Below are 20,091 nucleotides of genomic sequence, written 5' to 3'. Positions count from 1 at the left end.
GTGAACTATCCTTTTTAGAAAAGAAACTGCGCTGGGAATCAATCGCTTAAACGTTGCACGTGCTGCTGGACGCAAAAATCGTCAAAGGCAGCTTGAGGCAACATCAAGTCAACAAACAACTCAGGCCAGCCAATGGCGAACTCAAAACACACCAGACCGTCGGCACGAACTTGCTTGATGCGGACAAACTTGCGCGTGACATCGCAGCGGAGTCCATCGGCAGCAGCGGGCACAGGCGAGAACTCCTGGCTACCGTTGCACGGCGCGTTGGTCCCTGAGGTCGGGGCTGTTGATGGGGCGAATGTCATGTTCATGGTTTGGTGGGTATTACCGTGATGACTTTGCAAGGACCTTGCCAAAAAATGGCAAACCCCTTGAAATCTCGATATTTCAAGGGATAACCCCTACAAATCCGGCCACCTCACGCAAAGAAACGGGGTCGAATTTGGCCTGAGATAGGGCTTACCCGTAGACCAATAATTCAGCCATATTAGGGAAACTTCGGCATTTGATGCATTCAAAACAGATAAAATTCACCAAATGATCAATTTGAGGAAGTCGATCAGGCAATCTGACTGTTTGGTCACGGATTCAAAATATCGAGAAAATGGCCTTTTAGCCCTACCGCGAGATGATCTGCACATGAGCCTCAAATACCCCCCGGACAGTGACTTGCGGCGCCTGTTGCGCTTCGAGCCGGACAGTGGCGCGATCTGGCTGGGTGACCGGCGCATGGTGCTGATGCACACCAACGCACTGGCCGCTTTGCGCCAGGACCTGATGAGCTCGGTCGGCGCTGAGCATGCGCGGCGCATCCTGACGCGCATGGGCTACGCCTCAGGCCTGTCCGATGCCGAATACGCCAAAAAGATGCGCCCCGGCGAGACCTTGCAAGACAGTTTCATGGTCGGACCCCAGCTGCACATGCTCGAAGGCGCAGCACGTGTCACCCCCGTCAATCTCAGCTTCGACATTGCGGCGGGCCAGTTTTATGGTGACTTCCGCTGGGACCATTCCTGGGAGGCCTACGCCCACCGGCAGAAGTTCGGCCTGGTGGACGAGCCTGCCTGCTGGACATTGCAGGGCTATGCCAGCGGCTATACCAGTGCCTTCATGGGCCGGCTGATCCTGTTCAAGGAGACCGAGTGCGCCGCCTGTGGCGCGGACCATTGTCAGATCATCGGCCGACCGATTGAGGAATGGCCGGACGGCGAGGCGCATCGCGTGTATTTCACCGACGACTCCCTGATGGAAAAGATGGAAGCCCTGCAATCGCAGGTGGAGGCCCTGAAATCCACGTTGGAGCCTGCCAGCCAGGGCGGCCAGTTGATTGGCAAATCCACCGCCTTTCGCAAGGCCTACACCTTGATGCAGAAGGTGGCGCCAACCCAGGCCACCGTGTTGTTGACCGGAGAAACTGGCGTCGGCAAGGAGCGTTTTGCGCGCGCCCTGCACGAACTCTCCAGCCGCGCCGGTGGACCTTTTGTGGCGGTGAATTGCGCGGCCCTGCCTGCCGAACTGATTGAGGCCGAACTGTTTGGCGTGGAAAAAGGCGCTTACACCGGCGCGCACGCGGCGCGTGCGGGCCGCTTTGAGCGCGCCGATGGCGGCACCCTGCTGCTCGACGAGGTCGGAGAAATGCCGCTGGCAGCCCAAGCCAAACTGCTGCGCGTCTTGCAGGAAGGCGAGATCGAGCGGGTGGGCGGAGAGACCACGCGCAAGGTCAATGTGCGCCTGGTGGCGGCCACCAATGTCGACCTGGAAAAAGCCGTTGAGGCCGGGCGTTTCCGGCGCGACCTGATGTACCGCCTCAATATCTATCCCATCTGTATTCCACCGCTGCGCGAGCGCAAGTCCGACATCGAGCTCTTGGCCCAGGGCATGCTCGCCCGCTTTTGCGTGTTGCACAGCAAGCGCGTGCTGGGCTTTGAAGAGCGCGCGCTGCAGGCGCTGCTGCAGCACGACTGGCCGGGCAATGTGCGCGAACTGGAAAACCTGGTCGAGCGTGGCGTGATCCTTGCGAGCCAGTCCGGCATGGTCGAAGTCGAACATCTCTTTCCCAACCAGCCTGACGCGGCGCAGACCAGTCTGGACGCGCACGGCCATCTCGTCCCCTTGCCAACGGCGCAGGACGACGACTTGAGCACGCGCATTCTGGACAGCGGCAGCTCACTGGAAGAGATTGAGGCACGCGTGCTGGACCATGCGATGGCGCGCGCCCGGGGCAACTTGTCGGAGGCGGCACGCCTGCTGGGTCTGACCCGTCCGCAAATGGCCTACCGGCAAAAGCAGCGCCAGAATCGCGGCGCGTCTACAACCGAACTCAACCGCGAACCCGGAGCAATTTGATGTCAACCATTCAAAAAAAACTGGGGACCGACCCGGACCCTGACACGGTGGTGCCCCGCACCCTGGTCGAACGCGCTTACTTAAGCCTGCGCCATGACGTGGTGTGCGGCAAGCTCGCCCCCGGCGAGCGACTGCGCGTAGAGCACCTGAAGGACCAGTACGAGGTCGGTGCCGGGACATTGCGCGAGGCCTTGTCCCTGCTGGTGTCTGACGCGTTGGTCACCTCCGAGGGGCAGCGCGGTTTTCGGGTGACACCGATCTCACTGGCCGATCTAGAAGACGTGACCAACACGCGCGTGATGCTGGAAACCGAGGCCTTGCGCCAGTCCATCCGCCATGGCGATGCGCAATGGGAAGCCGCGCTGGTTCAAAGTTACGAACTGCTGACCAAGACCGAAGTGGATCTCGCAGAGTCCGGCTCAGACCGCTGGGAGCGGCGCAACAAGGCCTTTCATGAGGCACTGATTGCCGGCTTCGATTCGACCTGGAGCAAGTACCTGCTGTCGATCCTGTACCGCCACGCCGAGCGCTACCGCAACATCAACTGGCGCCTGACCGCGGCCCACGCCAGCGGGCGCGATGTGCACCGCGAACACGAAGATATTTTTCGCGCCACCCTTGACCATCAGGAAGCGCGTGCTGCCCTGGCCCTGGAGGCCCATGTGCGTTTGACGCACGACATCGTCAAACGCCAGACCCAGCTCGGATGAGCATCGCCTCCACTTTGCTGGTTGGCCATGCTGCTGGCAGCGGTAGCGCTTTGCGCCATCAACTCGCAAGGGGCGTAGCCACTGGTCCAGATAAACGCCGCATTGGCATACGAAATGTGACTGGTCTTGTCAGTGTCAGAGAGCAAGGTCTCCCTACCAGGGAACTGGTATTCGCGCTCGGTGACGGGTAGGTTGGTTCTCACGGTGCTTAAAAGCTTTCCCATTCCGTGTTGTTTTGGGTCGATGTTGATTTTCCGGGTGGCAGGGCCACACGCGGCGGGGTCAGTCGGGCCGGTCGGTTGCTCCGTTTCTCGACGCCTTTAAAGGCCTGTTTTTGCGGACTGGTCGCGCGAACGGGGACCGTGCCCGAGCTCAGTTTGAACACCGCCACCGTGCCGACCAGTTCTTGCGCCTGCGACTTCAGGCTGCTGGCCGCCGCCGCCATTTCTTCGACCAAGGCGGCGTTTTGCTGCGTCACCTGGTCCATTTGCATGACCGCCTCGCCCACTTGCGACACGCCCTGGCTTTGCTCGTTGCTGGCGGCACTGATCTCGCCCATGAGGTCGGTCACGCGTTTGATGGAGCTCACGACTTCCGTCATGGTGGTGCCGGCCTGATCGACCAGAACGCAACCTTGCTCGACCCGCTCCACGCTGGCATTGATCAAGCCCTTGATCTCCTTGGCGGCTTCCGCCGAGCGCCCGGCCAAACTGCGCACCTCGCTGGCCACCACCGCAAAGCCGCGGCCCTGCTCGCCCGCACGGGCGGCTTCCACCGCGGCATTCAAAGCCAGAATATTGGTCTGGAAGGCAATGCCGTCAATCACACTGATGATGTCGGCGATCCGGTTGGAGCTGTCGTTGATGTGCTTCATGGTGTCGACCACCTGGTTGACGACCTCGCCACCCTGGATGGCGGTGGTGCTGGCGCTCAGGGCCAGCTGGTTGGCTTGGCGGGCACTGTCGGCGTTTTGTTTGACGGTGGCGCTGAGCTCTTCCATGGAAGCGGCGGTTTCTTCCAGGGCGCTGGCCTGTTGTTCGGTGCGGGCCGAGAGGTCGTGGTTGCCGGAGGCAATCTGCGAACTGGCGGTGGCCACGCTCTCCGAGCCGATGCGTACGTCGGCGACAACTTTCGCCAGGTTTTCCTGCATCTGCGCCAACTGACTCAGCATCTGTCCAATTTCATCACGGCCGTCAGCGGCGACGGATTGGGACAGATCACCCTGCGCAATGGCGCCTGCAGTCGTCGTCACCAACGCAAATCCTGTGCTCAAGCGGCGTAACGCAGTAGTCATGATGACGGACGCCGGCAGGCCACCCAGCACGGCACCCAGTAAAAATACAACCAAGATGCGGTGGTAGTTCAGCTCAGCCTTTGCAACTTCTTCTTTCGCCATTTGGGTCTGCTGATCGATGAGGGCACTCGTGGCATCAACATTCGCTTGGCCTTCAGTTCGCGCGGCCAGTAAAAACTTGGCCATGGTCGCCGAAGAGAAGTCTTGATTATTTAGGGCGATAACCGTCTGCGTAAATTTATCTAACCAAGCAGCACGCTTTATCTCAACCTCTTTAGCTAAGACGGCTTCTTCAGGCGAGTGGGGATTGGTCAAGTAGTCTCGCCAAAGCTTCTCAATGACCTCACTGTTTTTGCTGATGACCTCCAGGTGAGTAGCCAAAGGATGGTCATGCATTGAGGCGAGTGGGCTAGCGGGGTCATGCTGAAACGCCAACAAAATTTGACTTTTGTTTTGATCCAGAAGATTAGAAATTTTATTTAATTTCAGTGTCGACCCCATACGGATTTCATGCACACTTTTGAGGCTTTCACTGGCTAAGTGAAGACCTGTCCAGCCAACGGCTACCGTGATCAAGAAAGTAATCCAGTAAATCACCAATACCGACAACATGCGATGGGTGATACGAATATTTTTATACATGGGGGTTCGCGTTTTATAGGAGTAAGTAGGCTTCAAGCATCTTTTCTTTAGAAAATTGAAGCTTGTTCTTCTCTCATTTTTGAATATTTGTGTAGCGTCTTCTTGGCATATTTTGTGCTGTGGGTTAGTCATTCCGCGACCCACTAAAAATTGCATTTCTCAAGAAAAAATATCATTAGTGCCCAACATTCTTCAGAGAAGAACGTTGAAACACTACTGATAACTGATCTCAAGTAAACGCTTGAGGCTCAGTCGGTGTGAGCTGGCTGAGGGTATTTCAGAAGCCTGTTAGAACCTGTGCGTATAACCGATAGTCGCATTGTTTTGCGAATGCGTCGTCTGTATCGGATCCGCAGTATTTGGCAAGCTTGCGTTACTCATAGACTCTTCAAAGGCGTGAAAATATGCAAAATCAACGCTGTCATCCTTGGAGAAAGCGTAAGAAAACCCGGCGGAAATATGTTTTCTTGGGGTTGCAGGAATCACGGCCAAAAGCGTTTCTGAGCGAAGCGCCTGGGTCGCCAGCCGCGCCCCACTACGCAGCGTCCAATTGCCGGTCTGGTACGCAACACCAAAAGCCAAGATGGTTTGATCCTTGTAGTTTTGTGGCAATTGGATATCGAGGGTTTGCCCGCTGTCTGTCACAAACCCAACACTGATATCTTTCATCGCGTGCTCCCAGAATACTTGTGACACGTCGACTGCCATCATCCACTGATCATTAAAGCGGTGGCTCAAGCCGAGGTCTAGCTTAGCGGGCATCTGGAAATTCCGCAGCTTGATCGCGCCTTGCAAAGGGATTTGCCCCGCAATGCCATCAATCGCTGTGAGTGTGGCTCGCCCTTCCATGTCATTCATCTGGCTTTCCATGGCGTAGTCGAGCCCGAACATGGTCTCATTTGACACCTTGTATGTCATCCCGATACGCCCACCAAAGCCCCAGGATTCAACACCACTGGCCAGGGGCTCGTTCTTGGTCATGCTGAAATGGGCGCCGCGCATGTCCGGTAGACCACCCAGCACCGGCAACAGGCTTCCTTGCACTCGTCCTGATCCGATCAACGAGCCAACTTGGCCAGCGCCAAGCAATAGATTGAGGTTCAAGCCTTGCCACATCGCATCAATGCTCCCCCCAACAGTCAGCTTGTCGTTGACTTGGTAACTCGCTACAAACGGAATGTTCAATACCAACAGACGGCTTGAGTTTTCGAGCCCGGTGTTCAACCCACCAGCCGCACGGGAAAGAAAGCTGCTATTGCCATATTCAGTCCCCAATCCACCTTGGGCAAAGGCGCCAACACCCAATGTCAGTTCACCATTTCGGTGCGTAAAAGCAAGCTCTGGCGCAAGATAGGGGCCTCTGTTACTGGAGTGAGTATTAGACGAGATACTTTCTCCCGTTACCTGGTTCGTTACCTTAATGTCGGTGCTTATCAGATCCAGTCCAAGATAAAACTCAGAACCTGGGGCCATCAACGACAAGGTTGCCGGGTTGGCCATCATGCCAGCGGCGCCTACATTGAATGCCGTGGCCGTCCCGCCCATGGCACGCGAAATTGGTCCGTAACCCTCAAGTCGGAAGACTTCTGTGGCATGGGCCATTTGAGATGTTGCGGCCAGACACGCCACGGCGATGACGCTAAGCGTATTGATTTTTGATTTCATTTGTTTGTCTCCTCAATTTTTTTGAGTAAATTTTTATTGCCAATGAATAAGAACCTTAAATTGCGGACTGAAGCCCACGATCTTCGGATTCAATAGAAACGATCGAAGTGAATTTGTTCGAAAGGGACCTGGTAACCCACCATCAACATTTCCTGCAAGGTCTGCGTCATCGGCGGTGGACCGGCAAAGTAAAACTCAAAGTTGGGCAAGGCATCCCCAAAAACACGTCTCACCAGTTCATGGACAAAACCTGTTTCACCGCTCCAATGTGCGCCAGAATCATCATGGGGCAGCGAAACTACCGGATGAAAATGAATGCGATCACCATAGCCGGGTAGCTCGCGCAGAAAGGTTTCACCACAGATATCGCTTGGTGTTCTGCCGCCATAAAAAAAGTGGAGCTGACGCGTCTTCAGCATGCCGGATTGCGCTGCCTTTCGGGCAATCGAAACCATGGGCGCCAAGCCGGACCCCCCCGCCACGCAGACGATGTCGCGTGCGACCTCTGTTCTCAAATAGGCGAGGCCGTAAGGGCCATCTATCTCGATCTCGTCTCCGGCGTGAAGATGATGAAATAGTTTGTCAGTGGCCACACCATTGGCAACACGGCGAATCTGAAAGTGCCATTCACCTTCGTTGTTGCCGACATTTGACATGGAATAAGCACGGGGCGTGCTGACCCCAGGAATTGCAAGCATCGCGTACTGACCAGGCAGAAAATCAGCGCTGCCTTCAGAGACAAATCGGAACTCGCGAATGTCATGCGTGATCTCGCGCATGGCAACGAATCTCGCGCGAAGACGCTTGGGCGTGATGACGTGCAAACATTCTGGTGCGATCCGTACCTTGATGCGCAGGTCGGTGCGGGCCCGACATTGACAGGCCAGCAGGCGCCCTTTTCGTCGGTCTCGCTCGGTAAGGCCCGGCGCCTCCGGCCAAAGATTCTCAACGTCCCCTTCAAGCACTTCGAACTTGCAACTACCACAACCACCTGAGTTGCATTCGTAAGGGAAACCAACACCTGCGCGCAAGGCAGCACGCAAGACGGTGTCTCCGCCCACTTGGTCAAAGGTACTTTCTTCGCCTTCAGTCGTTATTCTGGCTTGGGTCATAAACAATTCCAATTAATGGGTTTTTGGCTGCACCGCAGGCGCCTAGCTGGTGCCTGCGGTACGCCAGGAACGAACTTACAACCCCAATGAATGGCGGAAGTCGCGGGTGGCCTGCTTTGCCGATGAGGCTGCGTCAGGCACATCGGCCAGCGCGCCACAATAGGCCTCGATCGCCTTGTCGGCCAAGGGCTCCCACTTGGCAATCCAGCCTTTGATAACTTCTAAATTACCCGGCTTTTCAAGCGCCATCTTCACCAGCGCAGTCGCCCAGCGGCGATGGCGTGCGGCATCAATCAGTTGGGCGTCGTTCAGCAAGCCCAGCAACATGTCACCGTTGTGGCGCGCTGACTCGCCCAGCTTGCGCAACACAGCCTCGTCGATGGCCGGCTTGGCGACCAGGTTCAGGGCCACAAAGGCCTCGGCCCAATCCCAGGTCACCAGAACCTTTTCCATCAACTCGCGAAAGCCCTGCCATGCGATATCAGTTTCCCAATAATGGCGCTCATCGGTCGCAAAACCCTTGTCCGCAAATGCCAGCGAGAGTTCTTTGGTGCGGTAGGCGGTATGACTCAGCCACCGGAAGGAATCTGCCATCTGAAAATAATGGCAGTTGGTGATGGTGCTGGCTGGCGCCACTTGTCCCACGTAGGCAGAGGCCATCTGCAAGGTGTGAAAGAGGTAACGTGCCGGCGTGTAGAGTCGCGCCAGCGTGCCGGCCCAACGGGGGTCAAGGGACTTGTCGTGTTCACGCGTGTTGAACTGGTCAAACAGGCCTGAGACATAGTTCTCCTGACCGTCCTGCATCATGTTGTAGCTACGGTAGACCACTTCCTCTGGATCACGAAAGGCATTCCAGTCGTCATGTTGAAGCGGACTGCCAAAGGTGTTTTTCTTGTACCACTTGTTCATGGCCAATTCGGGGTCCAGCTCATACGGCGCGTTGGCATCGCGGTTGTTGTAGTGCAGGTTGGCGCTGACGATTTCGTATTCGCTGGGTTTACGGCGGCGTGCGGCCAGGTGACTCCAGGTCTTGAGCGGCTTTAATACTTGAACTTCTGACATGATCTGTTTCCTATTGGATTACTAGTTTCCGGACAGGGGGCGGCACGGATGTTTACTTCAAAGATGAGTGGCGAAATAGAAACGCACCTGGTCAGGCAGTGTCTCAATCCGTCCGGAAAAGGAACTGAGATCAACCTCCAGATCATTCATCTTGAACGGACGTCCCAGCGCGTTTTCAATCGTCTCGCGCCGCAGAATCAATTCGTCATCGGTATCGATGCGCAGGTAGGCGCGTTTGTCATCCACCCGTATCACCCGCCCCGGGTTGTCTTCACGCGCGGCCTCTGCCACGGCCATGGCCAACTCACCCGCACGCATCACCGGGCCCACCCGGTTGTTGCTGTGCTTGTTGACAACTACATTTGCATTGCTCATTTTTGTCTCCTTGTTTTTTTCTACCGAATTCATGTGTGCGCAAACAGGGGTGTGATGCCCCCGGTTTTGACCAGCACATCCTCGCCCTCGATCCTTACCGGGTACTCGGCCAATGCGCAGTCGGATGGATTGATGCCCTTGCCGGAGCAGGCATCGAACTGCCAAAGATGCGCCCGGCAGATCACTGTTTTTCCATCAAATTTGCCTTCCGACAAGGGGATGTCCTGGTGTGGACACATTCCCTGGAAGGCCTTGATCACGCCACCCTCGGCACAGACCAGCAAAATGTCCTGGCCCTCCACCTCGAATGATTCCATGTCACCTTCCCACAGGTCATCGAGGGTGCACACTTTTTTAAATGTCATGTTTGCGTCTCCTGATCAGTGGCTGGGGGCTTCCCAGATGATCTCAATCGTTTCTGTCGGCTTGAAGCCCGCCTCCGCCACCTTCATGGTGCGTGGCAAGAGTTCTTCACTGCCTTGGCGGCGAATGCGCAGGATCTGGCCTGGACGGGCACGCACGCGCCGCCCCACCGAGTGATGGGCGGCGGCCGCAGCCACTTCGTCCATGGTGTTTTCGGTATCGACCGGCAGCAGTTGCAGCACGAAGTCGCCTTCAAAATTTGAACTCAAAGGAAATAAGGCCATGGGGGTCTCCTGTATCGGGTTATTCATTGCGCCAGCGCTGGTGGCCGGCGACTTGGTCTGTCAGTGGGGTTTAGCTGGCTTTTTTCTCGGCACGCATAGCCTTGTAAATCTCGGCCCACGCATAGTTGTGCGCATCGTCACCAATCTCGCCCGGCGCCAGCCCCATGTAGTTGAGCGCGCCACCCAGATCCATCGGTTGGATCATCCCGGCGAGAAAGCGATCCACCAGGCTCAAGTGCCCGGCATAGCGTTCGGGTTCCTGCTCGAAACACCAGCGATCCTGTTCAGAGCCAAAGTGGTACAGGCGGCCCTTGTACTCGAGCGGAAAGTCCTTGACGTTCCACTTCTTGCCCGGCGTGTAGTTGATTGGCAGGTTGCACATGTTGCAGACCATGGGCAGTGTCTCGGGATAGGTCATGGCCATGTTGCCGTCGACCACGTTGTCGATGATCACGTCCCAGCACTCGCCCCAGGTGTCGTTCCAGCCCGGGTACTTTTCTTCGAGCCACTCGCGTTCGGCCGGCGTCACGCCCGCTGCCGGATTCCAGAACATGGTAGGCCGCCAGAAGTAGGAGCCGAGATGCATGCCGTGGTGTTGCTCGCTGAGTTGCTCCAGAAAGTGGTCCCAGTACCATGGCAGGTCAAGACCGAGGTCGGTCAGGGCGCGCTCAAACTGGGCAACGATCCACTCCTCCATGAACTCCTTGAACGACTGCTTGCGGTGTTCGAGGGGCGTGTAGTAATCCATCACCGGGCCGGTCAAAACGGAGAAGAGCTTCCAGGCACGCCAGAAAGCGATGTCTACCTTTTTCTGGGCTTCGGCCTTCTTGCCGTTTTCAATCAGCACCTGCAGCGCCGGGCCGCCGATCTGTGCATGGCGCGATTCGTCGGTCTGGATGCTGGAGATCAGGCTGGCAAACGTGTGGTCCCCGGCTTCAGCCGCGTCCGCCGCCAAACCCAGAAACTGCATGTTGGTAAAGCCTGTTTCAAAGCTGAAGGTCAGCATGATGGACACGCTGATGGCATCGCGCGTCATCATGATGTCGTCAAAGAAGTGGCGCGCTGCAATCATGGCCCACTGATTCGTGTCAATGGCCTTGTGCGCCCAATCCATCTGGCGATCTTTCGACACATGCTCGTGCGGGAAATAGAGCTGTATCTGCCCGTGACGCATCTCGTCCAGACAGCCGAGCGTCGCCATATTGCGCATGCCAGGCGCCTTGGAGAAACGCATCATGCGCGCTTCGGCACTGGCCGCCGCATATTCAAGTCGCGCCAGCGCCCCATAGTGGGACTTGATCACCGACTTCCAGCCCGGGTCCGAGTTTTCGAAGATTTGGGAACGCTCCAGCGCGGCCTTGACCGAGTAGGCCCCCGCGTCCTTCTCGCGCTGAACCTTCACATATTCAGGATAGGTTTGCTTGTAAGGCTCATCGTATTTTTCCCACGCTTCCTGGGGCAGCCCATAGTCACCGGCCATGTCTGCCGGAAAGAGCTCCAGCTCTGTCACATATTTCGGCGACCAGTTGGTTGCCCTGGCGATGTCATACCAGTCCATTCGATTCAGCAAAGCCATTACAAATCTCCTCTTTTTAGATGTGGCGAAAGTGCCTTGGTGCATGCAACAAAAGAATTCTTCTAGCCATGTCTTTGGCGCGGATACCGGTGATGTGGCACGCCGGTTTTCCTTGGCTATGAAATGGCAGGTCCTGCCTGAGTGACTTTGCAAGGTCCTTGCCAACTTTGCCTAGGCCGGCATTAATCTCGAGATTTATAGGGATAACCCCTAATCATTCGAGGTGCTTTTTAGCCCAATTTGGCTTTTTTACTTCAGCGCAATAGGGCTTTCCCTTGGCTCAACTGTCGGTCTTCCTCGGTTATATTTACCATCCGATAAAGTGATAAGCGCTACTTTTGCTTGGATGATCAAATCCTGGCAGAAGTCCGAAAAATATCGCCCTGGCAATGGTTCATAGATAAATATCGAGAAAACCGTTAGTTGACGCAACTATCAGACATAGGTTTATGAGCTTCAAATATCCACCCAATGAGGATTTGCGACGCCTGCTTCGCTTTGAGCCGGACAGCGGCGCGATCTGGTTGGGCGACCGGCGCATGGTGCTGATGCACACCATGGCTTTGACCGCATTGCGCCAGGACCTGATCACTTCTATCGGGGCCGAGCATGCGCGGCGCATTCTGACGCGCATGGGTTACGCCGCGGGCATGTGTGATGCGGAGTACGCCAGAAAGACGCGGCCCGACATGACATTGAATGAATGTTTCATGGTGGGCCCGCAACTGTTCATGCTCGAAGGGGCGGCCCATGTCACCCCCGTCAAGCTCAGCTTCGACATTGCGGCGGGCCAGTTTTACGGCGAATTCAGTTGGGACCATTCCTGGGAGGCCTATGCGCACCAGCAAAAGTATGGTTTGGATACAGACCCGGCCTGTTGGACACTGCTGGGCTATGCCAGCGGCTACACCAGCGCGTTCATGGGGCGCCTGATCCTTTACAAGGAAACCATGTGCGCCGCCTGTGGTGCTGAACATTGCCAGATCGTCGGGCGCCCTATCGAAGAATGGCCTGATGGCGAAGCCCATCGCGTCTACTTCAACGACGATTCCCTGATGGAAAAGATGGAGGCCCTGCAATCGCAGGTCGATGCATTGAAGTCGACGCTTGCGCCCGCTAGCCAGGGCGGCCAGCTGATTGGTAACTCGACCGCCTTTCGCAAGGCCTACACCTTGATGCAAAAGGTGGCGCAGACGCAGGCTACGGTGCTGTTGACCGGTGAAACCGGCGTCGGCAAGGAACGCTTTGCGCGTGCCCTGCACGAGCTCTCCAGCCGTTCCGACAAGCCCTTTGTGGCAGTGAATTGCGCAGCCTTGCCCGCCGAGCTGGTAGAGGCCGAATTGTTTGGCGTTGAAAAGGGCGCTTACACCGGTGCACATGCGCTGCGTATGGGTCGTTTTGAGCGCGCCGATGGCGGCACCCTGCTCCTCGATGAAGTGGGCGAGTTGCCCTTGGCCGCCCAGGCCAAACTGCTGCGCGTCTTGCAGGAAGGCGAGATCGAGCGGGTGGGCGGGGAGACCACGCGCAAGGTCAATGTGCGCCTGGTCGCGGCCACCAATGTCGATCTGCAAAAGGCCGTGCTGGCCGGGCGTTTCCGGGCTGACTTGCTCTACCGCCTTAATGTTTACCCGATTTGCATTCCTCCTTTGCGCGAGCGCAAAACCGACATTGAGCCACTGGCCCAAGCCATGCTCGCTCGTTTTTGCGCACTGCACGGCAAGCGGGTGCTGGGCTTTGAAGAGCGGGCGCTGCAGGCGCTGCTGCAGCACGACTGGCCGGGCAACGTCCGCGAACTGGAAAACCTGGTGGAGCGTGGCGTCATCCTTGCGCCCCAGGCCGGCATGGTCGAAGTGGCGCACCTGTTTCCGAACCAGCCTGATTCCGTACAGACCAGCCTGGACGCGCATGGCCATCTCGCCAAATTGCCCAGTGCGCAAGATGACGACTTGTGTGCACGGATTCTGGACAGCGGCAGCTCACTGGAAGATATCGACGCACTCGTGCTGGACCACGCTGTGGCGCGCGCACGTGGCAATCTGTCGGAGGCCGCACGCTTGCTGGGCATGACCCGACCGCAATTGGCATACCGGCTAAAGCACCGCCAGATTCAAGGTGTCGCTGCGTCAGCAACCGACCCTCACAGCGAACCCGGAACCTTGTGATTCATTCATCAACCAAACCTTTGTGCAGAAAATTTGATGCCGACATGACGCGTTCCCGCACGCGCTTTGTGCGTGCCTAACTGAACCATGGTGATACGCAGTGGAAGTAAGGTCAAGCCATGAACCTGATCGTGCTCACCGCCTCCTGGTGGTTGCTGCCGGTCCGCTGGATTGGGATGTTAGGTCTACCCTCAATTGGGAAGCACCTTGAATTCTCTGCCATCGGCTACCGATGTTGAGTTCTGGCCTTGAACCACAAGCGGCGTAAACACGCGAATGACCGTGGTGCGGGGGACCGTGAATTCAGCCTCCAGAGTGGCTGTCCCGCTACCCTTGCTGATCACCTTGAAATCGTGGGCAATGCCCGAATTGTCCGCAGCGAGAACGACCAGCGTCATCGTTCCTGATTCTGTGGTCAGGACATAACTGACATCCACCTTCAGTTTTACTTGTGCACCAGAATTAAAGACTTGGAGGGTGTCAGGTGAGATAGAAGTGATTTGCGCCAAGGAGCCGAAGGGCGGCGGCCTATCGGTGTGTTGCGCAGGGAGTTGGCAACCTAGCAAAAGGCTGGAAACAGCAATCGACGCGAACAATGAGGGTAGAAATTTGGTTGGCATCATGGCGATTTAACGTAATGTAGACCGCGCGCCGCGGTGGAATGCATCAGCCATACGATCATCAAAAACATGAGCAAACGCACATGTAGTTCTATAAAGCTTGCCCGTATTGGTATCTGACATTGCCCCATCCTTTTTTGCACGTCCTACCAAATCAAATCCTGAACCCGTTGATGACAAAGCGTTTGATAAATGTCAATGGGGTGAAGTGCCTGGCAAATAAAACAACGCAACGCCCCGTCAAGCATTGGCACTTGGGCGCTGTTTCGCTTGCAGCGCCACCTTCAGCACGGCTGGTGGCGAGAAAAATGCGATGATTTTTTAAAAGACTCATGTCAGTGCCATGACGATCGGCCAGTGCAATCTGGCCCCGATGTCTACTCAATGCCCAGGAGGTTGACGCTCAGCTGGCATCGCCCAGCTTGGCGTTCATGCTGGGTTTTTTCAACCATTTCGCAATGTCCTCACCAATCTCTTCACTCAAATTTTTCGCCGCACCGCAACCGCTCCAGCCTTTGATGGTGTGTCGACTCGCTTCAAAGCTGCCAATGTCGTTGCCGTTTTCAATCAGCTGACCCGTGAGGTCTATCCACTTGCCACCCGAATAAACCCCACCCCCCGCGATGCGGCTTTCAACCACGGTCAGCAGTAATTTGCGCTCGTTTAAATTGTGGATATCTCGCGCCCCAATGTTCACTTGGCCACGGGTGTTCTCCGCCAGATATTTGGGAATAAAAGTATTCCATGGGCAGTTTTTGAGCACCTCATCGTCAACCGAATCCTTGTTCAAAGCAGGCATAGCGGGCGCAACGCTGACGCCACGCATCGGCTCTTCGAGCCATTGCGCCATGCCATCGCCCAAATCACCGCTCATCTCCTTCAGGATTTTGCTATCCTGCAGTGATCCTTTGGTGATCTCCTGACGTAACTTGAAGTCCCCGATGAGCGTGTTTTTGTCCAGCAACTGACCTGTCACCGCCAGCCACTTGGGCGCCGTCTCGCTTGCGGTGCCAGCTTCAGCACTGCTGCTGGCAAACAAGATAAGCTTGCGCCCTTCAAAGGCACCCAGATCTTGCGCAGCCAGCTGGACCCGACCTTTGGACTCCTTGATCAGGGCCTGAACGACTTGCGTATTCCAGTGGCAGTCATGGTTCACCGCCGGCGCGGCCGACTCAGCCCCTGTCGCGTAGGGGATGACCGGTGCGACTTGCACAAGGTCAACCAACTGGGCCGCCTGGGTTGCCATTGAAAAGTTCAAAGCCAGGAACATGGCCGCCGAGATTTTGCGCATGGATCTACTTTCGTGCACGGAGTTGAGAAGGAACGATTATGCAGACACGCTCCGGCGCGCTCACTGGCGGCGGTACCTGCATGAGCCGTAATTCACCAAAACAACTGCTCTATTTTTAATAGCTTCCTACGCAATAGATACGGGGGCTAGAGGCCTGTTTAGCTCAACAACCCACAGCCGCGCAAAATCAGCGCCACCACATGCTCGGTGGCGCGCGCATGATCCTGCGGCGTCAACTCGGGCTGCCCCAGCACGGCGCACACCTGCACATCAAAGTCGGCATAGGTCTGGGTTGCGGCCCAGATGGTGAAGAACAGGTGCACCGGGTCCACCGCTGCCATGCGGCCGGAGGCAATCCAGCCGTCGATCACGGCCGCCTTGGTCCGCACCATCTCGCGCAGTTCGGTGGCCAGCAAACCCTTGACCACCGGGGCGCCATGCAACAGTTCGTTGGCAAACACCTTGGAGGCGTGCGGCCGCAGTGCCGACAGGGCCATTTTGGCGCGAATGTAGCTTTCAATCGCCGCCCTGGGGTCCGCTTGGGCCGTGATGTTGAGCGCGGGGAGCAGCCAGTCTTTCAAGGTGCGCGCCAGCACGGTGCGGTAGAGCTCCTGCTTGCTGCCAAAGTAGTAATGCAGGTTGGCCTTGGGCAGGCCGGCGGCTTTGGCGATCGCGGCCATGGTGGCCCCGCCAAAGCCGGCACCGGCAAACACGCGCTCGGCGGCGGCCAGAATCACGGCCTCATTGGCTTGGCGAATCTGGCCTTTGGATGCGGCATCGCTGGCGTCCGTGAGCGGGCTTCTGGCAAGCGCTGGCATGTCACTTATTTGGCAGCCGCTTCCCACACCACATGCGAGTAGGCCGCTTTGCCCGGATCCTTCTTGATCACCGGTGAGCTGCCCGCGGCCAGCAACACCTTGACGGTGCGTTCATAGGCGGCCGGCTCCAGGTAGCCGATTTTCGGCGTACCGGCGGTGGTGATGAGTTTGGCCACGTTTTCCATCTGGCGTTTTTGCACTTGCTCGGTCGCGCTGCCCGACATGTCCGCCGCCACCACGATCCGGGCCGCCTCGGCCGGGTTCTTCACGGCGTCGTTCCAGCCCTTGAAGCTGGCCTTGAGAAACTTACCCATGCGTGCCACAAAGGCCGGGTCTTTGAGCTTGGACTCCAGCACATACAAGCCGTCTTCCAGCGAAGCAACGCCTTCTTTTTCATAGAAGAAGGTGATCAGGTCGCTCTCCTTGATGCCGGCATCCACCAGCTGCCAATACTCGTTGTAGATCATGGTGGAAATACAGGCGGCCTGGTTTTGCAGCAACGGGTCGACGTTGAAACCCTGCTTGAGAATCTTGATGTCAGCGTTGGTTTTGTAACCCAGCTTGGCCATCCAGTTCAGGAACGGGTACTCGTTGCCGCCGTACCAGACACCCAGGGTTTTGCCCTTGAGGTCTTTGGGACTGGCGATGCCGCTGGACTTTTTGCAGGTCAGCATCAGCCCCGATTTGTTGAAGACCTGCGCAATGTTGACCAGCGGCACCCCGGCTTCACGCGCGGCCAGGGCATCGGGCATCCAGTTCACCACCACGTCGGCGCCATTGCCGGCAATCACCTGCACCGGCGAGATGTCCGGGCCACCGGGCTTGATGGTCACGTCCAGCCCTTCGGTCTTGTAGTAGCCCTTGCTTTGTGCCACGTAGTAGCCGGCAAACTGCGCTTGCGGCAGCCATTTGAGTTGCACCGTGACCTTGTCCGCCGCACTGGCGTTGACGCCGACGGTCACGCCACCTACGGCCAGCAGCGCCGCCAGCAGGCTCTGGGTGATCTTGCAAGAACGAAGAATCATGGAAAACTCCTTGGGTTAGGGAAAAAAACTTCAGTCAATAACGGCGGCGCAGCGTCATCCCTCCCGCACCGACGGGTGCCAGAACGCGGCACGTCGCTCCAGCTGGACCAGCACGGCATACGCCACCGAACCGGTGACCGCCGCCACGGCGATGGCAGCCCACACCAGCGGCATGTTCATGCGGGCGGCTTCGGTTGAAATCCGAAAGCCCAGGCCCTGCGTGGGTGAACCAAAAAACTCGGCCACGATGGCGCCAATCAAGGCCAGCGTCGCGTTGACCTTGAGCGCACCAAACATGAAGGGCAACGCGGCCGGCAAGCGCAGGGCCAGCAGGGTGCGGCCGTAGCTGGCGGCGTAGCTGTGCATCAACTCGCGCTCCAGTTGGCCGGCCGCTTTGAGCCCGGCCAGCGTGGACACCAACATCGGGGAAAACGTCATCAACACCACCACCGCGGCTTTGGACTGCCAGTCAAAACCAAACCACATCACGGCGATCGGCGCCACGGCCACCAGCGGGATGGTGCTGCTGAGGGAGGCCAGCGGCAACAAGCCGCGTTGTAAAAATGGCAGGCGGTCAATTGCCACCGCCACCGCAAATCCCAGCCCCGAGCCCAGCGCCCAACCGATCAGCACCGCCTTGAGCACGGTTTGCACAAAGTCGTCCCACAGCGTGGGCCAGTGCAGGGCAATCGATTGCGCAATCAGGCTGGGTGGCGGCAACAAAACCTTGGGTACCGCCAACGCCAGCACCAGCAACTGCCAGAAGTAAAGCACCCACACGCCGAACAAAGCCGCCGTCAACAGGCGGGCGCCCTCCAGCGCGGCCAAAAACCGGATCGACTGCACAGCCAGCAACGCCAGCATGCCGGTGGCCAGCCAGAACAGCAGTGGCGGCGGGGCCTCGCCGATGGCTGCCAGCCATTGCAGCAACAGCGCGCCGCCGGCCAGACAGGCCAAGGCAAACAGGGCGCTGATTTGGAGGGTGCGCTTCATGACTGGGGCCGGTTCCGCAGCACCAGACGCTCAACCCCGGCCACCACCGTGGTCAGCGTCAAGCCCAGCAGCGCCGACATCACCAGCGCCGACCAGATTTGAATGGTGTTGCCGTAATACGAGCCGGTCAGCAACCGTGCGCCCAGGCCGGCCACCGCACCGGTGGGCAGCTCGGCCACCATGGCGCCCACCAGGCCGGCGGCAATGCCGACCCGCAGCGCCGGAAACAAGAAAGGCAAGGCAGCCGGCAGGCGCAGCAGCCACAGGGTCTGCCAACGCGTGGCGGCATAGGTGTGCAACATTTCGGTTTCGATGCGTTGCGGCGAGCGCAGGCCCTGCACCATGGCCACCGTTACCGGGAAAAAGCACAGGTACATGGCGATCACCGCTTTCGGCGCGACCCCGGCAAAACCGAGACTGCCCAGAATCACCAGCACGATGGGCGCAATCGCCAGCACCGGCACGGTTTGCGACGCCACGATCCACGGCAGCAAGGCCCGGTCCAGCGTGCGCGAATGAACAATGCAGACCGACAGAAACAGCCCCAGCGCGGTGCCCAGCACAAAGCCCCAGAGCGTGGACTCCGCCGTGACCGCGACGTGGAACAGCAGGTTGCGCGGCGAATCCAGCGGCCAGTCCACCAGGCTGGACCAAAAATCCAGCGCCACCTGATGCGGTGCGGGCAGCACTGGACGCTGCATGGCCATGGTGGCGCGCAACAACTCTTGCCAGGTCCAGGCCCCGTCGGCGGGCAGCACACGTTCGATCGCACCCGGCGCATTGAGCGCCCAGGCGGCGCCGTACCAGACCAGCAAGACCGCCAGCAACATCACCGCCACCGGCAAGCCCTGCCGCTGGAAGCGCGTCACGCGGCTGGTCCTAAAGGTGTCAGTCATGGTGACCCACCGCCAGTGCTTCGCGCACCGCATGGGCGACTTCAATGAAGGCCGGGGTGTCGCGCAGCCCCAAATAACGCTCATCCGGCAGCGGGGAGTCAATGACCTTGACGATGCGCCCCGGGCGCGGCGACATCACCACGATGCGGGTCGCCAGATACACCGCCTCGGCAATCGAGTGCGTGACAAACACCACCGTGCGGCGTTCCCGCTGCCACAGCTGCTGCAGCTGCTCGTTAAGCCGGTCGCGCGTGATTTCATCCAGCGCCCCAAAAGGCTCGTCCATCATCAAAATGCGGGGCTCAAACGACAAGGCGCGGGCAATCGACACGCGCTGCTGCATGCCGCCGGACAACTGCCACGGGTACTTGCCCTCAAAGCCGGTCAGCCCGACCCGCGCCAGATGCGCCAGGGCAATGGCTTTGCTGTCCGTTTTGGTGCGGCCCTGGATTTGCAGCGGCAAGGTGACGTTGGCCAGCACCGTGCGCCATGGGAACAAGGCCGGCGCCTGGAAGACATAGCCGTAAGCGCGTGCCAGCCGGGCTTCGTGCGGCGTGACGCCATTGACCAGCACCTGGCCCGCGCTGGTCTTTTCCAGGTCGGCAATGACACGCATCAAGGTGGTCTTGCCGCAACCCGAAGGGCCAATCAGCGCGACGAATTCACCCTCGTGTATGTCCAGGTCAATCCCCGCCAGCGCGTGCACCGGTGAATCAGTTGCCTGGTAGATGACGCTGGCGTTGCGGACTTGAACGGCCAGCCGCGCGCTGACCAAGGGACTGGCAACTGGCAGGGGTGGCACTTCAGAAGTATTCATTGACACGCAAAAAAGTAAGTTGGCTGCACCACAACGA

Annotated in this window: 20 protein-coding genes; 3 read left to right on the top strand and 17 right to left on the bottom strand. The window is 58.0% G+C overall.

Annotation, left to right across the window (positions count from 1 at the left end; all coding sequences use genetic code 11):
• Nucleotides 1–38 precede the first annotated feature (38 nt).
• Nucleotides 39–314, bottom strand: a complete 276-nt coding sequence (locus HHJ17_RS13470) for a phenol hydroxylase subunit (RefSeq protein ID WP_366557542.1) — start codon at nucleotides 312–314, stop codon at nucleotides 39–41.
• A gap of 328 nt (nucleotides 315–642) precedes the next feature.
• Here HHJ17_RS13470 and HHJ17_RS13465 point away from each other — a divergent pair, with 328 nt between their 5' ends.
• Nucleotides 643–2,349: a sigma-54-dependent Fis family transcriptional regulator gene (locus HHJ17_RS13465; protein WP_296502032.1), complete on the top strand. Its 1,707-nt coding sequence runs from the start codon at nucleotides 643–645 to the stop codon at nucleotides 2,347–2,349.
• Nucleotides 2,349–3,059: a GntR family transcriptional regulator gene (locus HHJ17_RS13460; RefSeq protein WP_296502030.1), complete on the top strand. Its 711-nt coding sequence runs from the start codon at nucleotides 2,349–2,351 to the stop codon at nucleotides 3,057–3,059. Before HHJ17_RS13465 ends, HHJ17_RS13460 begins: the two co-directional genes overlap by 1 nt.
• A gap of 208 nt (nucleotides 3,060–3,267) precedes the next feature.
• Here HHJ17_RS13460 and HHJ17_RS13455 read toward each other — a convergent pair whose 3' ends face one another.
• From HHJ17_RS13455 to HHJ17_RS13420, 8 genes are all read right to left on the bottom strand, one after another.
• Complete coding sequence (locus tag HHJ17_RS13455; protein WP_296502028.1) at nucleotides 3,268–4,995, bottom strand: methyl-accepting chemotaxis protein; 1,728 nt, start codon at nucleotides 4,993–4,995, stop codon at nucleotides 3,268–3,270.
• Nucleotides 4,996–5,283: 288 nt separating this feature from the next.
• Nucleotides 5,284–6,660 (bottom strand): outer membrane protein transport protein, encoded by a 1,377-nt coding sequence (locus HHJ17_RS13450; RefSeq protein WP_296502025.1) that lies wholly within the window; start codon nucleotides 6,658–6,660, stop codon nucleotides 5,284–5,286.
• Between the two features lie 89 nt (nucleotides 6,661–6,749).
• The gene (locus tag HHJ17_RS13445; RefSeq protein WP_296502024.1) at nucleotides 6,750–7,772 is read right to left on the bottom strand and encodes a 2Fe-2S iron-sulfur cluster-binding protein; all 1,023 of its coding nucleotides are present in this window, start codon (nucleotides 7,770–7,772) and stop codon (nucleotides 6,750–6,752) included.
• 75 nt (nucleotides 7,773–7,847) lie between these two features.
• Nucleotides 7,848–8,834 (bottom strand): aromatic/alkene monooxygenase hydroxylase subunit beta, encoded by a 987-nt coding sequence (locus HHJ17_RS13440; protein ID WP_296506100.1) that lies wholly within the window; start codon nucleotides 8,832–8,834, stop codon nucleotides 7,848–7,850.
• A gap of 57 nt (nucleotides 8,835–8,891) precedes the next feature.
• Nucleotides 8,892–9,209 (bottom strand): MmoB/DmpM family protein, encoded by a 318-nt coding sequence (locus tag HHJ17_RS13435; protein ID WP_296497753.1) that lies wholly within the window; start codon nucleotides 9,207–9,209, stop codon nucleotides 8,892–8,894.
• Nucleotides 9,210–9,238: 29 nt separating this feature from the next.
• The gene (locus HHJ17_RS13430) at nucleotides 9,239–9,574 is read right to left on the bottom strand and encodes a Rieske 2Fe-2S domain-containing protein (RefSeq protein WP_296497708.1); all 336 of its coding nucleotides are present in this window, start codon (nucleotides 9,572–9,574) and stop codon (nucleotides 9,239–9,241) included.
• Between the two features lie 15 nt (nucleotides 9,575–9,589).
• Entirely contained in the window at nucleotides 9,590–9,856 is a 267-nt protein-coding gene (locus HHJ17_RS13425) for a toluene-4-monooxygenase system B family protein (RefSeq protein WP_296497706.1), read from the bottom strand.
• Between the two features lie 70 nt (nucleotides 9,857–9,926).
• Entirely contained in the window at nucleotides 9,927–11,432 is a 1,506-nt protein-coding gene (locus HHJ17_RS13420; protein WP_296497703.1) for an aromatic/alkene/methane monooxygenase hydroxylase/oxygenase subunit alpha, read from the bottom strand.
• A 449-nt stretch (nucleotides 11,433–11,881) separates the two neighbouring features.
• Here HHJ17_RS13420 and HHJ17_RS13415 point away from each other — a divergent pair, with 449 nt between their 5' ends.
• A complete protein-coding gene (locus tag HHJ17_RS13415) occupies nucleotides 11,882–13,594 on the top strand; it encodes a sigma-54-dependent Fis family transcriptional regulator (protein ID WP_296497699.1) in 1,713 nt (570 codons plus the stop codon).
• Nucleotides 13,595–13,785: 191 nt separating this feature from the next.
• On the opposite strand, the gene HHJ17_RS13410 is transcribed toward HHJ17_RS13415, so the two are convergent.
• From HHJ17_RS13410 to HHJ17_RS13375, 8 genes are all read right to left on the bottom strand, one after another.
• Entirely contained in the window at nucleotides 13,786–14,217 is a 432-nt protein-coding gene (locus HHJ17_RS13410; protein ID WP_296497697.1) for a hypothetical protein, read from the bottom strand.
• 151 nt (nucleotides 14,218–14,368) lie between these two features.
• A complete protein-coding gene (locus HHJ17_RS13405; RefSeq protein ID WP_296506098.1) occupies nucleotides 14,369–14,548 on the bottom strand; it encodes a hypothetical protein in 180 nt (59 codons plus the stop codon).
• A gap of 69 nt (nucleotides 14,549–14,617) precedes the next feature.
• Nucleotides 14,618–15,505, bottom strand: a complete 888-nt coding sequence (locus HHJ17_RS13400; RefSeq protein WP_296497695.1) for a hypothetical protein — start codon at nucleotides 15,503–15,505, stop codon at nucleotides 14,618–14,620.
• Nucleotides 15,506–15,663: 158 nt separating this feature from the next.
• Nucleotides 15,664–16,323: a TetR family transcriptional regulator C-terminal domain-containing protein gene (locus HHJ17_RS13395; protein ID WP_296497693.1), complete on the bottom strand. Its 660-nt coding sequence runs from the start codon at nucleotides 16,321–16,323 to the stop codon at nucleotides 15,664–15,666.
• Between the two features lie 5 nt (nucleotides 16,324–16,328).
• A complete protein-coding gene (locus HHJ17_RS13390) occupies nucleotides 16,329–17,348 on the bottom strand; it encodes an ABC transporter substrate-binding protein (protein ID WP_296497692.1) in 1,020 nt (339 codons plus the stop codon).
• 54 nt (nucleotides 17,349–17,402) lie between these two features.
• Nucleotides 17,403–18,341 (bottom strand): ABC transporter permease subunit, encoded by a 939-nt coding sequence (locus HHJ17_RS13385; protein ID WP_296497690.1) that lies wholly within the window; start codon nucleotides 18,339–18,341, stop codon nucleotides 17,403–17,405.
• Nucleotides 18,338–19,237 carry an ABC transporter permease gene (locus tag HHJ17_RS13380; protein WP_296497688.1) on the bottom strand — a complete coding sequence of 300 codons (900 nt, stop codon included), beginning with the start codon at nucleotides 19,235–19,237 and terminating at the stop codon, nucleotides 18,338–18,340. Before HHJ17_RS13380 ends, HHJ17_RS13385 begins: the two co-directional genes overlap by 4 nt.
• Nucleotides 19,230–20,054 (bottom strand): ABC transporter ATP-binding protein, encoded by an 825-nt coding sequence (locus HHJ17_RS13375; protein WP_296497686.1) that lies wholly within the window; start codon nucleotides 20,052–20,054, stop codon nucleotides 19,230–19,232. Before HHJ17_RS13375 ends, HHJ17_RS13380 begins: the two co-directional genes overlap by 8 nt.
• Between the last annotated feature and the right edge of the window lie 37 nt (nucleotides 20,055–20,091).

The sequence above is a fragment of the Rhodoferax sp. genome (genome assembly GCF_012927445.1).
GTDB lineage: Bacteria > Pseudomonadota > Gammaproteobacteria > Burkholderiales > Burkholderiaceae_C > Rhodoferax.
This window is presented reverse-complemented; position numbering and strand designations above follow the sequence as displayed.

Excerpts from the sequence above, each read along its gene's own strand:
- HHJ17_RS13470 (WP_366557542.1), bottom strand. The coding sequence starts at position 314 with ATGAACATGACATTCGCCCCATCAACAGCCCCGACCTCAGGGACCAAC.
- HHJ17_RS13465 (WP_296502032.1), top strand. The coding sequence starts at position 643 with ATGAGCCTCAAATACCCCCCGGACAGTGACTTGCGGCGCCTGTTGCGC.
- HHJ17_RS13460 (WP_296502030.1), top strand. The coding sequence starts at position 2,349 with ATGTCAACCATTCAAAAAAAACTGGGGACCGACCCGGACCCTGACACG.
- HHJ17_RS13455 (WP_296502028.1), bottom strand. The coding sequence starts at position 4,995 with ATGTATAAAAATATTCGTATCACCCATCGCATGTTGTCGGTATTGGTG.
- HHJ17_RS13450 (WP_296502025.1), bottom strand. The coding sequence starts at position 6,660 with ATGAAATCAAAAATCAATACGCTTAGCGTCATCGCCGTGGCGTGTCTG.
- HHJ17_RS13445 (WP_296502024.1), bottom strand. The coding sequence starts at position 7,772 with ATGACCCAAGCCAGAATAACGACTGAAGGCGAAGAAAGTACCTTTGAC.
- HHJ17_RS13440 (WP_296506100.1), bottom strand. The coding sequence starts at position 8,834 with ATGTCAGAAGTTCAAGTATTAAAGCCGCTCAAGACCTGGAGTCACCTG.
- HHJ17_RS13435 (WP_296497753.1), bottom strand. The coding sequence starts at position 9,209 with ATGAGCAATGCAAATGTAGTTGTCAACAAGCACAGCAACAACCGGGTG.
- HHJ17_RS13430 (WP_296497708.1), bottom strand. The coding sequence starts at position 9,574 with ATGACATTTAAAAAAGTGTGCACCCTCGATGACCTGTGGGAAGGTGAC.
- HHJ17_RS13425 (WP_296497706.1), bottom strand. The coding sequence starts at position 9,856 with ATGGCCTTATTTCCTTTGAGTTCAAATTTTGAAGGCGACTTCGTGCTG.
- HHJ17_RS13420 (WP_296497703.1), bottom strand. The coding sequence starts at position 11,432 with ATGGCTTTGCTGAATCGAATGGACTGGTATGACATCGCCAGGGCAACC.
- HHJ17_RS13415 (WP_296497699.1), top strand. The coding sequence starts at position 11,882 with ATGAGCTTCAAATATCCACCCAATGAGGATTTGCGACGCCTGCTTCGC.
- HHJ17_RS13410 (WP_296497697.1), bottom strand. The coding sequence starts at position 14,217 with ATGATGCCAACCAAATTTCTACCCTCATTGTTCGCGTCGATTGCTGTT.
- HHJ17_RS13405 (WP_296506098.1), bottom strand. The coding sequence starts at position 14,548 with ATGAGTCTTTTAAAAAATCATCGCATTTTTCTCGCCACCAGCCGTGCT.
- HHJ17_RS13400 (WP_296497695.1), bottom strand. The coding sequence starts at position 15,505 with ATGCGCAAAATCTCGGCGGCCATGTTCCTGGCTTTGAACTTTTCAATG.
- HHJ17_RS13395 (WP_296497693.1), bottom strand. The coding sequence starts at position 16,323 with ATGCCAGCGCTTGCCAGAAGCCCGCTCACGGACGCCAGCGATGCCGCA.
- HHJ17_RS13390 (WP_296497692.1), bottom strand. The coding sequence starts at position 17,348 with ATGATTCTTCGTTCTTGCAAGATCACCCAGAGCCTGCTGGCGGCGCTG.
- HHJ17_RS13385 (WP_296497690.1), bottom strand. The coding sequence starts at position 18,341 with ATGAAGCGCACCCTCCAAATCAGCGCCCTGTTTGCCTTGGCCTGTCTG.
- HHJ17_RS13380 (WP_296497688.1), bottom strand. The coding sequence starts at position 19,237 with ATGACTGACACCTTTAGGACCAGCCGCGTGACGCGCTTCCAGCGGCAG.
- HHJ17_RS13375 (WP_296497686.1), bottom strand. The coding sequence starts at position 20,054 with ATGAATACTTCTGAAGTGCCACCCCTGCCAGTTGCCAGTCCCTTGGTC.